This is a genomic window from Pseudonocardia sp. NPDC046786, assembly GCF_040645415.1.
In the GTDB taxonomy this organism is placed as follows: domain Bacteria; phylum Actinomycetota; class Actinomycetes; order Mycobacteriales; family Pseudonocardiaceae; genus Pseudonocardia; species Pseudonocardia kongjuensis.
In genome coordinates this window covers 1-12,737 of sequence record NZ_JBEYYF010000042.1, presented here as the reverse complement: position 1 = coordinate 12,737, position 12,737 = coordinate 1, and the positions used below count along the sequence as shown (strand labels likewise).

The 12,737-nt window shown below is 74.7% G+C and carries 9 protein-coding genes; 7 read left to right on the top strand and 2 right to left on the bottom strand.

Annotation, left to right across the window (positions count from 1 at the left end; genetic code table 11):
- Window positions 1–7: 7 nt before the first annotated feature.
- Window positions 8–154, top strand: coding sequence for a hypothetical protein (locus ABZ881_RS29750; RefSeq protein ID WP_358489195.1), 147 nt, complete (start codon window positions 8–10; stop codon window positions 152–154).
- On the opposite strand, the gene ABZ881_RS29745 is transcribed toward ABZ881_RS29750, so the two are convergent.
- Window positions 148–1,650: a PucR family transcriptional regulator gene (locus tag ABZ881_RS29745; protein WP_358489192.1), complete on the bottom strand. Its 1,503-nt coding sequence runs from the start codon at window positions 1,648–1,650 to the stop codon at window positions 148–150. The genes ABZ881_RS29750 and ABZ881_RS29745 overlap by 7 nt on opposite strands.
- 134 nt (window positions 1,651–1,784) lie before the next feature.
- Here ABZ881_RS29745 and ABZ881_RS29740 point away from each other — a divergent pair, with 134 nt between their 5' ends.
- The 5 genes from ABZ881_RS29740 to ABZ881_RS29720 all read left to right on the top strand — a co-directional run bounded on the left by ABZ881_RS29740 (window position 1,785) and on the right by ABZ881_RS29720 (window position 9,368).
- Entirely contained in the window at window positions 1,785–3,191 is a 1,407-nt protein-coding gene (locus ABZ881_RS29740) for an aspartate aminotransferase family protein (RefSeq protein WP_358489190.1), read from the top strand.
- A 113-nt stretch (window positions 3,192–3,304) separates the two neighbouring features.
- Complete coding sequence (locus ABZ881_RS29735; protein WP_358489188.1) at window positions 3,305–5,665, top strand: glycerol-3-phosphate 1-O-acyltransferase; 2,361 nt, start codon at window positions 3,305–3,307, stop codon at window positions 5,663–5,665.
- Window positions 5,652–7,142 carry an HAD-IB family hydrolase gene (locus ABZ881_RS29730; protein WP_358489186.1) on the top strand — a complete coding sequence of 497 codons (1,491 nt, stop codon included), beginning with the start codon at window positions 5,652–5,654 and terminating at the stop codon, window positions 7,140–7,142. The genes ABZ881_RS29735 and ABZ881_RS29730 overlap by 14 nt, the downstream gene beginning before the upstream one ends.
- Window positions 7,135–8,568: a wax ester/triacylglycerol synthase domain-containing protein gene (locus ABZ881_RS29725; RefSeq protein ID WP_344027317.1), complete on the top strand. Its 1,434-nt coding sequence runs from the start codon at window positions 7,135–7,137 to the stop codon at window positions 8,566–8,568. Before ABZ881_RS29730 ends, ABZ881_RS29725 begins: the two co-directional genes overlap by 8 nt.
- Window positions 8,565–9,368 (top strand): alpha/beta fold hydrolase, encoded by an 804-nt coding sequence (locus tag ABZ881_RS29720; protein ID WP_344027315.1) that lies wholly within the window; start codon window positions 8,565–8,567, stop codon window positions 9,366–9,368. The genes ABZ881_RS29725 and ABZ881_RS29720 overlap by 4 nt, the downstream gene beginning before the upstream one ends.
- 29 nt (window positions 9,369–9,397) lie before the next feature.
- Here the strand turns inward: ABZ881_RS29720 and ABZ881_RS29715 are convergent, their stop codons facing one another.
- Window positions 9,398–9,922, bottom strand: coding sequence for a MarR family transcriptional regulator (locus tag ABZ881_RS29715; protein ID WP_358489184.1), 525 nt, complete (start codon window positions 9,920–9,922; stop codon window positions 9,398–9,400).
- Between the two features lie 77 nt (window positions 9,923–9,999).
- Between ABZ881_RS29715 and ABZ881_RS29710 the strand changes: the two genes are divergently transcribed.
- A complete protein-coding gene (locus ABZ881_RS29710) occupies window positions 10,000–11,802 on the top strand; it encodes an ABC transporter ATP-binding protein (protein ID WP_358489182.1) in 1,803 nt (600 codons plus the stop codon).
- Window positions 11,803–12,737 lie beyond the last annotated feature (935 nt).

Sequence of the window (12,737 nt, the reverse complement as noted above, 5' to 3'; positions counted from 1 at the left end):
GCCGGGGGTGCACTCGGCCGATGGCTGCCCGGATGTCCGGGTCGTACTCACCCACCCGGGTGATCAGCGCCCGCGCCGGCCCGCCGGCACCACCGTCGTCGAGATCGACCCGATGGGTCAGGTCGAGCTGCTGCGGGCCGACCGTACTCAGTGACCGGCCCGGCGCAGCCCGAGCAGCGCCAAGTGCACCGACGTGCGCACCTCCGGCTCGGTCAGGTCGGCACCGACCAGCGCCGACAGCCGGCGCAGCCGGGCGTAGGCGGCCGGTCGTCCGGTGCCGATCCGGCGGGCGAACTCGGCGACCACACCGCCCGCGTCGACCAGCGCGTCCAGCCCGGCCAGCGCCTGCTCGCGTTCGGGCCCGGGCAGCGCGAGCACCGGGCCGAGCTGCTCCTCGACGAAGCCGAGCAGCCGGGGATCGTCGCCGAGCCGCCACACCAGGCCGCGCACGCCGAGCCGGCCGCCGCGCGGCGGCACCGTCGGCCGGGCGCCGTCCGGCGAGGTGGACCGGTACGCCGCGGCCGCCGCGCGCGCCTCCCGCAGCAGCTCCGGGAGCCGGTCGAACGGGCCGGGCCCGGCGACCGCCGCGACGGCGCCGTCCGTGAGCAGCCGGACCATCTCGTCGGCGCGGGACCCGGCGCCGGCCCGGCGGGGGAGCGGCACCAGCACGATCTCCGCCCCGCCGGCGGTCGCGACCACGGCGTCCGGGACGACTGCCGGTGCGGTCCCGGCGGACCCGCCGTCGAGCAGCACCACCTCGAACTCCCCGGTGGTGTCGATCCCGGCGGCGCGGGCGCGCACCGCGAGCCGATCGGTGTCCACCGGTGTCGCGTCCGCGAGCGCGCCGAGCAGCGCGGCGTGCGCCGCCCGCAGCAGCCCGGCCGGGGCGCCGTCGCGGACCAGCAGCGACAGCGCGTCGGCGGCGTGCCCGAGCACCGCGGCGATCCGGTCCTCGGCGTCGGCGGCGGGCCGGGCCGGGACGGCGAGCCGGCCCCATCGTGCACCCGGCAGGCCGACCGGCGCGGTCCGCCAGCCCTCCGGCCCGGCCGGGCCGGCCAGCCGGGACCGGGCCGGCCAGTCCCGCAGGTCCGGCTCGCCCGCGGTGAGCAGCACCCGGTGCGCCAGGTCCTCGCACACCACCGGGCCGTCCAGCAGGGTGGCGGCCTCGGCGAGCACCCGCTGCGGGTCGGCGCCGTGCAGGGTCAGCGTCCGGAACGCGCTGCCCGCGTGCTCGGTGAACGACGCGCGAGCGTGCCGTTCGACCAGGATCGTCTCCAGCACCCCGGCGACGACATCGGCGAAGCGCACCGTGCGGCGCAGCTCGACCAGCGGGAACCCCGCCGCCCGGGCGGCCTGCACCAGCGGATCGGGCAGGGTGGCGAGGTGCTGGCCGATCTCGACGACCAGCCCGACGCCGCCGGCGGCGCGCACCGCCGCGACGTAGCGGGCCGGATCGGTGGTCGGATCGGCGGCGGGCAACCCGACCGACAGGACCAGCACTCCGTCCGGCAGCGTCCCGGCGGGTTCGGCCAGCTCGCTGACGTGCACCCAGCGGACCTCGGTACCCAGCGCGGCCCGCCCGGCGCGGACGGCCGGTGCCCCGGCCCGGACCTCCGGGCGGGCCAGCACGTCCGCGATCGTCGGATACACCTGGCGCACTCCGTTCTCGTCCGGTTCGAAGACGATACGAATCGTATCCATGGGGGCGGAGGTGTAGGCCGGACGATCGGACGGACGACCGCGACCGCCGCACGGCACGGGCACCGACACCGACAGGAGTCCCCATGACCGCACTCGACGACCGCACCCCCGCCGCCGACCGGCCGCCGATGTCCGCGGCCGCCCAGGCCGCCGGGAAGCACCTGTGGATGCACTTCGCCCGGATGCACGGCCGGGATGGTGACCAGCCGATCCCGGTGGTCACCCGCGGCGAGGGCACCTACCTGTGGGACGACCGCGGTCACCGGGTGCTCGACGGGCTCGCCGGGCTGTTCGTCGTGCAGGCCGGCCACGGCCGCCGCGAGCTCGCCGAGGCGGCCGCGAAGCAGGCGTCCGAGCTGGCGTACTTCCCGGTCTGGGGGTACACGACCCCGCCCGCCGCCGAGCTCGCCGAGCGGCTGGCGCATCTCGCACCGGGCGACCTGAACCGGGTGTTCTTCACCTCCGGCGGCGGCGAGGCCGTCGAGTCGGCGTGGAAGGTCGCCAAGCAGTACTTCAAGCTGCGCGGCAAGCCGGCCAAGCACAAGGTGATCAGCCGGATGACCGCCTACCACGGCACCCCGCACGGGGCGCTGGCGATCACCGGGCTGCCCGCGATGAAGCAGGACTTCGAGCCGCTCGCGCCCGGCGGGTTCCGGGTGCCGAACACCAACCTCTACCGGCATCCCGAGTTCGACGGCGACGCCGAGGCGCTCGGCCGGTGGGCCGCCGACCGGGTCGAGGAGGCCATCCTGTTCGAGGGCCCGGGCACCGTCGCCGCGGTCGTCGTGGAGCCGGTGCAGAACTCCGGCGGCTGCCTGACCGCGCCGCCGTCGTACTTCGCCCGGCTCCGCGAGATCTGCAACCGGCACGACGTGCTGCTGGTCTCCGACGAGGTGATCAACGCGTTCGGCCGGCAGGGGCATCCGTTCGCCTGCGCGAAGTTCGGCTTCACCCCGGACATCGTCACCTGCGCCAAGGGCATGACCTCGGGCTACGGCCCGCTCGGCGCGATGATCGCCTCGGAGAAGGTGATCGAGCCGTTCCTGGAGCCGGGCGTCACCTTCCCGCACGGTTACACCTGGGGCGGGCACCCGGTCTCGGCGGCCGTCGCGCTGGCCAACCTGGACCTGATGGAGCGCGAGGACCTCTACGGCAACGTGCTCGCGAACGAGCAGGCGTTCGGCGACACCCTGGGCCGGCTGCTGGACCTGCCGATCGTCGGCGACGTCCGCGGTGACGGCTACTTCTGGGCGATCGAGCTGGTCCGGGACAAGGCCACCCGGGAGACGTTCGACGCCGCCGCGCGGGAGCGGCTGGTCAAGCAGTTCCTGCCCGGGGCGCTGTTCGCGAACGGCCTCTACTGCCGCCCCGACGACCGCGGCGACGTCGTCGTCCAGCTCGCGCCGCCGCTGATCGCCGGGCAGGCCGAGTTCGACGAGATGGAGCAGATCCTGCGGCACACCCTCACCGAGGCGCAGCACGTGATCTGACCCCGCATCCCGGGCCCGGCAGACCGTGTCGCGAAGTTGTTCGGCAACCGCCCGGTAACTACGTTGTGCCGGGGAATGCGTCGCGACGCGGCGGGCCGGCGCGAGGGGGATCGATGACGACCGACGGACTGCTCGGCACGCGCGAGGTGGTGATCACCCAGCCCCGCTCCTTCACCGAACGGTCGATCCTGCAACGCTGGGCGGAGCGGGAGCACCCGGGTGCCCGGGTGGTGTCGATCGGCGCCGGGCTGGAGGCCCCGGCCGCGCTCGGCGAGGCGCTCGACGGCGACGACACCGTGATCGTCCCGGCCCGGGTCACCTGGGTGACGCCCGAGCCGGACGCGTCCGGCGCGCTGCGCAAGCTGGCCGGGCTCGCGACCACCGCCGCGATGCGGGTCGCCTGGTCGCCGTTGCACCCGACGATGGCCCGGCACCGGCCGGACGCGGCCCGGGTCGTCGCGGGTGAGCCGGCCACCGTCGCCGACCTGGTGTCCCGGTTCGTCGCCCAGGAGAACGGCCGCCCCGGCTCCGTCGGGTTCAGCCGGTTCGTCGCCCGGCAGGCCGTGCTGGCCTGCGACCGCGCCGAGCGCCGCATCCTCGGCGACCGCTACAAGGTGCCCCGCCGGATGGTCGAGCAGATCACCTCGTCCACCCGGTTCCCGAAGCTGGTCGACCGGCTCGTCCGGCAGACCGGCTCGACGAAGGCCGAGATCGAGCAGCAGCTCGGGAGCTGCCTGAACGAGATGGCGGCGGTGCAGAGCCCGCCGGCGATCGACGTCTTCCGGGCGATGATGGGCCCGATGCACACCAAGGCCTGGGACGTGCAGGTCGACGAGTCCGGGCTGGAGCGGCTGCGCGAGCTCAACCGGGAGCACGCGCTGGTCTTCCTGCCGAGCCACCGCTCCTACGCCGATCCGCTGGTGTTCGCCGAGGTCCTGCACGAGCGGAACTTCCCGCGCAATCACGTGCTCGGCGGCAACAACCTGTCGTTCTGGCCGATGGGCGCGCTCGGCAGGCGGGCCGGGGTGGTGTTCATCCGACGCAGCTTCGGCGGCGACACCGTGTACAAGGCCGCCATCCAGGAGTACCTCGGCCATCTGCTGGCGAAGCGGTTCAACCTGGAGTGGTACATCGAGGGCGGCCGCAGCCGCACCGGCAAGCTGCGTCGCCCCCGCTACGGGCTGCTGCGCTACCTGGTCGCCGCGATGGAGGACCGGCCCGAGCTGGACGCGGTGCTGGTCCCGGTCTCGATCGTCTACGACCAGCTGCACGAGGTCGGCGCGATGGCCGCCGAGCAGCGCGGCGGGGAGAAGAAGGCCGAGGGCCTGGGCTGGCTCTACGGCTACTTCCGCGACCAGCGCCGGCACGTCGGCACCGCCCGCGTCCGGTTCGCCGAGCCGCTCTCGCTGCGCCGGGCACTGGCCGACGCCGGCGACGGATCGGCCCGGCTGGAGAAGGTCGCGTTCCGGGTGTGCGCCGGCATCAACCAGGTCACCCCGGCGACGGCCACCTCGCTGGCGACCTTCGCGCTGCTCAGCGCCCGGGACCGGGCGCTGACCCTGCAGCAGGTCCGGGAGGTCGTCGCCCCGCTGGCCGATTACCTGGAGGCGCGTGGTGTCCCGGTGCCGATCGCCGAGCTGCGCACCCGGCACGGCCTGCGGATGACCCTCGACCGGCTGGCCGAGGCGGGCGTCGTCACCATCTACTCCGGCGGCACCGAGCCGGTGTTCTCGATCAGTTCGGGCCGCCACCACGTCGCCGCGTTCTACCGCAACGGGGCGCTGCACCACCTGCTGAACCGGGCGATGCTGGAGCTGGCGCTGCTGCGCGTCGGCGACGCCGGCGAGGAGGACGATCCGGTCGACGTCGCGTGGCGCGAGCTCGCCCGGCTGCGGGACCTGCTGAAGTTCGAGTTCTTCTTCTCCACCCGCCGCGAGTTCCGCGACGAGATCCTGCGCGAGGCGGATCTCGTCGACTCCGGCTGGCGGCGGCGCGCCGGGCAGCCCGCGGACGCGCGCGCCGCGCTGCGCCGGGCCCCGCTGCTCGTCGCGCCCGGCGTGCTGCGGTCCTTCTTCGACGCCCAGCTCGTCGTCGCCGACCGGCTCGCCGCGCTCGGCGACGACCCGCTCGGCGACGAGGACGACTTCCTGAACGACTGCCTCGGCGTCGGCAGGCAGATGCTGATGCAGCGCCGCCTGGACCGGCCCGACTCGGTGTCGCGCGAGCTGTACGCGACGGCGCTGCGCCTGGCCGAGAACCGGGACCTGCTGCACTCGGCGTCGCCGGGCGCGCGGCGGGCGGACTGGCTGGCCGAGGTCGGCGCGGTGATCGACGACCTGGGACGGCTCGCCGACCTGCACCGGGCCCGGCTGGAGGTGGTACTCGGCGACGGCGACGATCCGCCGCCGGAGCCGGTCGTACCGGACCGGGGGACGAAGGAACGTGCGGAGGGGGACACCGGTGTCGCGAGCTGACGGAGCCGGTACGGCGCGAGCCGAGCGGCTCGCCGCCGTCCGGGCGGCGCCGCCCGGGCCGGGCACCATCGCCTACTTCGACTACGACGGCACCGTCATCGACGGCTACTCGGCGGGCGCGTTCTACCGGCGACGGCTGCGCGAGTTCGACGTCGGCCCGGTCGAGATGGTGCGCACCGTGCTGTCCGGGATGCGCGGGATCCGCACCGACGACGACTTCAAGGAGTTCCTCTCCATCACCCTCGCGACCTGGCAGGGCCGCACCGAGGCCGAGCTGGTCGCGCTCGGCAACGACCTGTTCCGGGACGAGATCGCCGGCGCGCTGCACCCCGAGGTCTGGGAGCTCGTCGCCACCCACCAGGAGCAGGGCCACCAGGTGGTGATGGCGTCGTCGGCGACCCGGTTCCAGGTGCAGCCGATGGCCGACGAGCTGGGCGCCGACCGGGTGCTGTGCACCGAGCTGGAGGTCGACGACGGCGTGCTCACCGGCCGGGTCGTCGGGACGTCGCTGTGGGGGCCCGGCAAGGCGGAGGCGGTGCGCGCCGACGCCGCCGCGCAGGGCGTCGACCCGGCCGACTGCTTCGGCTACGCCAACGGCACCGAGGACGCCGAGTTCCTCGCCTCCGTCGGCCGTCCGGTCGCGGTGTCGCCGACCGACTCGCTGCGCGCGCTCGCCACCCGGCAGGGCTGGCCGATCCTGGACTGCGCCCCGCGCGGTGGGCTGTTCCCCGGGGTCACCGACGTCGCCCGGACCGCGATCTTCTACGGCGGCATGGCCGGCGGGCTCGCCGCCGCGGCCGGCGCCGGGCTGCTGCACGGCTCGCGGCGCAAGTTCGTCGACCTGGCCGCCGGGGTGGGCGCCGACGTCGCGTTCGGACTGTCCGGGATCGACGTCGAGGTGACCGGGGCCGAGCACCTGGTGTCCGCCCGGCCGTGCGTGTTCGTGTTCAACCACCAGTCCAAGTTCGACGTCCCGATCCTGATGAAGCTGCTCCGCGACGGGTTCACCGGGGTGGCGAAGAAGGAGGCCGCGGCGATCCCGGTCTGGGGGCAGCTGTTCCAGATCGCCGACGTCGCGTTCGTCGACCGCGGCAACACCACGAAGGCCAGGGAGGCGCTGCAGCCGGCCGTCGAGAAGCTCCGCGACGAGGGCATCTCGCTGGCCATCGCGCCGGAGGGCACCCGCTCGCCGACGCCGCGCCTGGGCCGGTTCAAGAAGGGCGCCTTCCACATCGCGATGCAGGCGGGCGTCCCGATCGTCCCGCTGGTCATCCGCAACGCCGGGGAGATCATGTGGCGGGGTGCGCAGACGCTGCGCGGGGGGACCGTGCAGGTCGTCGTGCATCCGCCGATCGACACCACGCACTGGGTGCCCGAGGACGCGGGCAAGTACGCCGAGGAGGTCCGCACGCTGTTCCTGGACACCCTCGCCCGGTGGCCGGAGCGCCGTCGGCACCTCGGTGGGCACGGTGAGTGAGACGTCGCTGACCTGGGGATCGGTCCGCGAGATGTCGCCGTTCGAGGTGATGATGTGGCGGGCCGAATCCGATCCCCGCTACCGGGCGCCGGTGCTGGCCGTCGAGCTGCTCGACGAGAAGCCGGACTGGGAGCGGCTGGTCGCCGCGACCGAGTGGGCGACCCGGATGGTGCCGCGGTTCCGGGAGCGGGTCCGCGAGCCGCTGGCCGGGCTCGGCACCCCCTACTGGATCCACGACGTCGAGTTCGACCTGCACTACCACCTGCGCCGGGTGCGGATCCCCGGCTCCGGGCCCGGCTTCTGGGCCGAGCTCGCGCCGATCGCCGAGCAGTTCATGATGACGCCGTTCGACCGGGAGCGGCCGCCCTGGGAGGCGACCCTCGTCGAGGGCCTGCCGGGCGGGCGGGCCGCCTTCCTGCTCAAGCTGCACCACGTGCTCACCGACGGCATGGGCGTCGTCCAGCTGTTGTCCCAGCTGCACAGCCGGCGCCGCGAGCACGACCCGGACAAGCCGCAGCCCGCCGCGCCCGCGGCCGAGGCGCCCGATCCGCTCGCCGAGGTCGACCGGCTGGTCCGCCGCGAAGCCGGCCTGCTGCCCGCGGCCGCCCGGATGACCCGCGACGTGCTCGGTGCGCTGACCCATCCGGTGTCGGCGGTCCGGGACACCGTCCGCTGGGTGGAGTCCGCCACCCGGGTGCTCGCGCCGCCGCCCGGCGGGGCCTCGGAGCTGCTGCGCCCGCGCGGGCTGTCCTGGCGGTTCGTCGCGCTCGATACCGGGTTCGCCGACCTGCGCGCGGCCGGGAAGTCGGTCGGCGGGACGTTCAACGACGCCTACGTCGCCGCGCTGCTCGGTGCCTTCCGGCTCTACCACGAGAAGCTGGGCCGGCCGGTCGCGCCGGAGACGACGCTGCGCACCTCGGTGCCGGTGTCGGTGCGCCGCAGCGGTGACGCCGCCGGCGGCAACCGCTGGGCGCCGGCCCGGCTGGCCGCGCCGATGGGCGTCGTCGACCCGGCGGAACGGATCCGCGCCGTCGGCGCGCAGATGCGGGCCGCCCGGGACGAGCCGGCGCTGGAGAGCCCGGACGTCGTCGCGCCGCTGCTGGCCCGGCTGCCCGGCCCGCTGCTCACCCTGGTCGCCGGCGGCTCGACCGCCGGGAACGACCTGCAGGCGTCGAACGTGCCGGGACTGCGGTCCGAGGCGTTCCTGTGCGGGGCGCGGATCGACCGCGTCTACCCGTTCGCGCCGCTGCCCGGCTGCGCCGCGATGATCTCGGTGGTGACCCACGGCGACACCTGCTGCGTGGGGGCCAATCTCGACGCCGCCGCCGTCACCGACCGGGAGCTGTTCGCCGAGTGCCTCGCCGCCGGGTTCGCGGAGGTGCTGTCGCTGCGCCCGGGGGCCGCGGAGCCCGTGATCGTCCGGTGACCGGGTTCCACCGGAGTGGCTCCGGCGAGCCGTTGCTGCTGCTGCACGGCATGACGTCGTCGTGGCGGGCCTGGCGGCCGGTGTTGCCGCTGCTGGAGGAGCACCACGAGGTGTGGGCGGTGACGATGCCCGGCCACCTGGGCGGCCCGGAGCTCCCGGACGGCGACTTCTCGCTCGATCTCCTGGTGGACGCGCTGGTGCAGCGGCTCGACGAGCTGGGGATCGACCGGACGCCGCACGTCGTCGGGAACTCGCTCGGCGGCTGGGCCGCGCTCGAGCTGGCCCGGCGCGGCCGGGCCCGGTCGGTGGTGGCGCTCTCACCGGCCGGGGCGTGGGCGGTCCCGTCGGACCTGTACCGGCTGCTCGCCACGTTCCGGATCGGCGCGCTGCTCGCCGGCTGGGCGCCGGTGCGGGTGCTCGCATCCTGCCGGTCGCTGCGCCGGCTGCTGCTGCGCACGGTGTCCGAGCACGCCGACCGCTACTCCGCCGAGGACGTCGACGTGCTGTTCGACGACCTCGCCGGGTGCACCGCGCTCGATCCGCTGCTCAGCGCGGCCACGATGGACACCATGATCGCGCCGTTCGACCGGGCGCCGTGCCCGGTCCGGATCGCCTGGGCCGGCGCCGACCGCACGATCCCGTTCGGCCGCTACGCCGAGCCGATGATGGCGGCGGTGCCGGACGCCGATCTGGTGGTGCTGCCGGGCGTCGGGCACGTTCCGATGGTGGACAATCCGGCGCTCGTGGCGTGGACGATCCTGCAGCACACCCGCTACGAGGTGGCCCTGCGGGAGCGCTGACGCCGCACGCGGCTCGTCCGCCGTGCAGCTCAGCGGGCGTGGCCGGTCTCCGGTGTCCCGCCGGGTGCCTCCCGCCGGTCCGTGCCGTCCGTGCCGTCCGGGCCCTGCGGGGCGTGCGGGGCGGCCGGCTCCGGCGGGTGCCGCAGGACCCCCAGGATCCGGGCGAGCTCGGCCCGGTCGCGATCGGGCAGCCGGTCGAACACCTGCCGGGCCCCGTCGGCGCGGGCCTCGCGGATCGCCCCGGCGATGCCGGCGCCCCGTTCGGTGAGCCGCAGCCGCACGGCGCGCCGGTCGCCCGGATCCGCTACCCGTTCCACCAGTCCCGGACCGGCCAGCCCGTCGACCACCTCGGTCGCCGAGCGCGGGGTGATCCGTAGGTGCCGGGCCAGCTCACCGGGCCGCATCTCGCCGTGCCGGGCGAGCGTGATCAACGCCCTGGCCTGCGACGGCGTCAGGTCCCAGGTGGTCAGCGCCGCCGCCGAGGCGTGCCGCACCTGGCGGGCGACCGCCCAGAAGGCGTCGACGAGCTCGCTCGCGGGATCGGGATCGGGCACGGGAACAGGCTAGCAACCAACGGTGTTGTACCCTCATAGTGAGGTAACCACAGTATCTGTTCGCGAAGGAGTTCCACTTGGAGCCAGGTGTCCCGAACCGGCCGGGACGGCCGGACACCCGCACCCCGTCCCCGGAGGAGCGGGAGCAGGCCCGCGCGGTCTCGCCGCGCCGGATCGGCGCCCTGTTCGCGCCGCACCGGGGCCCGCTCGCGGTCGTCGTCGCGACGATCGCCGTCTCCTCGGTCGTCGGGATGGCGTCGCCGTTCCTGCTGCGCGAGGTCATCGACGTCGCCCTGCCGCAGCACGACGTCGTCCTGCTCGCCTGGCTGGCCGGCGGGATGGTGGCGGTCGCCGCGGTCACCGCCGCGCTCGGCGTCGCCCAGACCTGGATCTCGACCCGGATCGGGCAGGAGGTCATGCACGGCCTGCGCACCGCCGTCTTCGCACACCTGCAGCGGCAGAGCCCGGCCTTCTTCGTCCGGACCCGTACCGGCGAGGTGCAGTCCCGGATCATGAACGACATCGGCGGCATGCAGTCGGTGGTCACCGGCACGGCCACCTCGGTCGCGTCGAACCTGACCACCACGGTCGCCACCCTGGTCGCGATGCTGGCGCTGTCCTGGCAGCTCACGCTGGTCTCGCTGGTGGTGCTGCCGCCCGCGGTGCTGCTGGCCCGCCGGGTCGGCCGCACCCGGCGCGCGGTGACCGCCGCGCAGCAGCGCGAGCTGGCCGATCTGAACGTCGCCGTCGAGGAGAGTCTCTCGGTCAGCGGCGCGACCCTGTCCCGAACGCTGGGCAGCGGGCCCGAGCTCACCCGCCGGTTCACCGGCTCGTCGTCCCGGTTGATCGGGCTGGAGCTGCGCGCCCAGCTCGCCGGACGGTGGTCGATGGCGGTGACCCAGGTCGTGTTCGCCGCCGTCCCGGCCGTCATCTACCTGTCCGCGGGCCTGCCGTTCACGGCGGGCACGCTGAGCATCGGCACGCTGGTCGCCTTCACCGCGTTGCAGGCCGGGCTGTTCCGGCCGGTCATGGGACTGCTCTCGACCGGGGTGCAGATCGTCGCGTCGCTGGCGCTGTTCGCGCGCATCTTCGAGTACCTGGACCTGCCGGTCGACGTCGCCGAGCCGCGGCATCCGGTCCCGGTCGACCACGCGCGGGTGCGCGGGCACGTGCGGCTGGAGGACGTCACCTACGCCTACCCGGGCAGCGGCACCGTCGCCGTCGCCGGGATCGACCTGGACGTGCCGGCCGGCAGCACCCTGGCGCTGGTCGGCGAGACCGGGTCCGGGAAGTCGACCCTTGCCGGGCTGGTCGCCCGGCTGCACGACCCGACATCGGGCCGGGTGACGATCGACGGCGTCGACGTCCGGGACCTGGCCACCGCCGATCTCACCCGGATCGTCGGTGTGGTGAGCCAGGAGACGTACCTGTTGCACGCCACCGTCCGGGAGAACCTGCGGCACGCCCGGCCGGACGCGAGCGACGCCGAGATCGAGGCCGCCACCCGGGCCGCGCAGGTGCACGACCTGATCAGCGCGCTGCCCGACGGGTACGACACCGTCGTCGGGTCCCGCGGGCACCGCTTCTCCGGCGGGGAGAAGCAGCGGATCGCGATCGCCCGCACACTGTTGCGCGACCCGCGGGTGCTGGTGCTCGACGAGGCCACCAGCGCGCTGGACACCCGCACCGAACGGGCCGTGCAGGCTGCCTTCGACGAGCTGTCCCGCGGCCGCACGACGATCACGATCGCGCACCGGCTGTCCACCGTCCGCGACGCCGACCGGATCGTCGTGCTCGACCACGGCCGGATCGCCGAGGCGGGCAGTCACGACGAGCTGCTGGCAGGATCCGGCCGCTACGCGGCGCTCGCCGCGGCCTGAGCCCGTCGTCCGTCCGTCCGTCGGTCGGGGTGGTGCCGGACGGGTTGTGGTGCCGGACGGGTTGCGGTGCCGGACGGGTTACGGTGCCGGCCGGCGCCGGTCGCCGGCGTCGGGGAGACCGTCGGGATTGCGACGTCGGGCGTCGGATGTCGGGCTCCGGGTGTCGATGTCGGAGTCGACCCGCTCCGGTCCCGGCTGTCCATCCCGACCGTCCCGATCACGTTTCCGCAGCTCGGACGAGTGGGAGCGGAACGATCTGCGGGTCGTCGGCCGATGGCCGGGGTGGGGTGGACGACGTCCTGCGGTCGGCGAGCCGGACCCGCCCGCCGGTTCGACGCTGTGCGGGCTTCCCGCGGCGCCCGGCGTCGGGTGCCGGTCCCTCGCGAGCCCGGCTCCGGTGGGGGAGTGGCACCGCGCTGGGCGTTGGGGTCGGGAGTGGCACTGCCCTGGGCGTTGGGGTCGGGAGTGGCACTGCGCTGGGCGTCGGGGTCGGGGTCGGGTGTGGCACTGTGCCGATCGTCGGGGTCGGGTGTGGCACTGCGCCGATCGTCGGGTCGGGTCGGGTCGGTGATCGGTACGGGGCCGATCACCGGGTGCGGGTCCGGCTTGTGATCCGCCCGGTCACCGGTCACCGGCCGCCGGCCCCGGTCGTCGAGCCGTGCCGCACATCCGTAACCGGGGCGGCCGCGGGACGACCCGGGTGAGCCCCGGGGCCGCGAACCCGCGCCCACCCTCACCCACCCACCACCGACCCGGACCCACCGCGAACGGGAGAGCCCGCCACACCCCGGCACCCGACACGACAACAACCCTGTCCTGAGTGGATTTCCCCCCGACTTTCTTCTAGAGAACAACCAGCCCAACCCGATAGAATCGAACACATGGTCGATATCGACGGTGCGCTGCTCAGCCCCGAGGCGGTCGCCGCCGACCCC

Coding starts and splice junctions, on each gene's coding strand:
- ABZ881_RS29740 (WP_358489190.1), top strand. CDS start 1,785: ATGACCGCACTCGACGACCGCACCCCCGCCGCCGACCGGCCGCCGATG.
- ABZ881_RS29735 (WP_358489188.1), top strand. CDS start 3,305: ATGACGACCGACGGACTGCTCGGCACGCGCGAGGTGGTGATCACCCAG.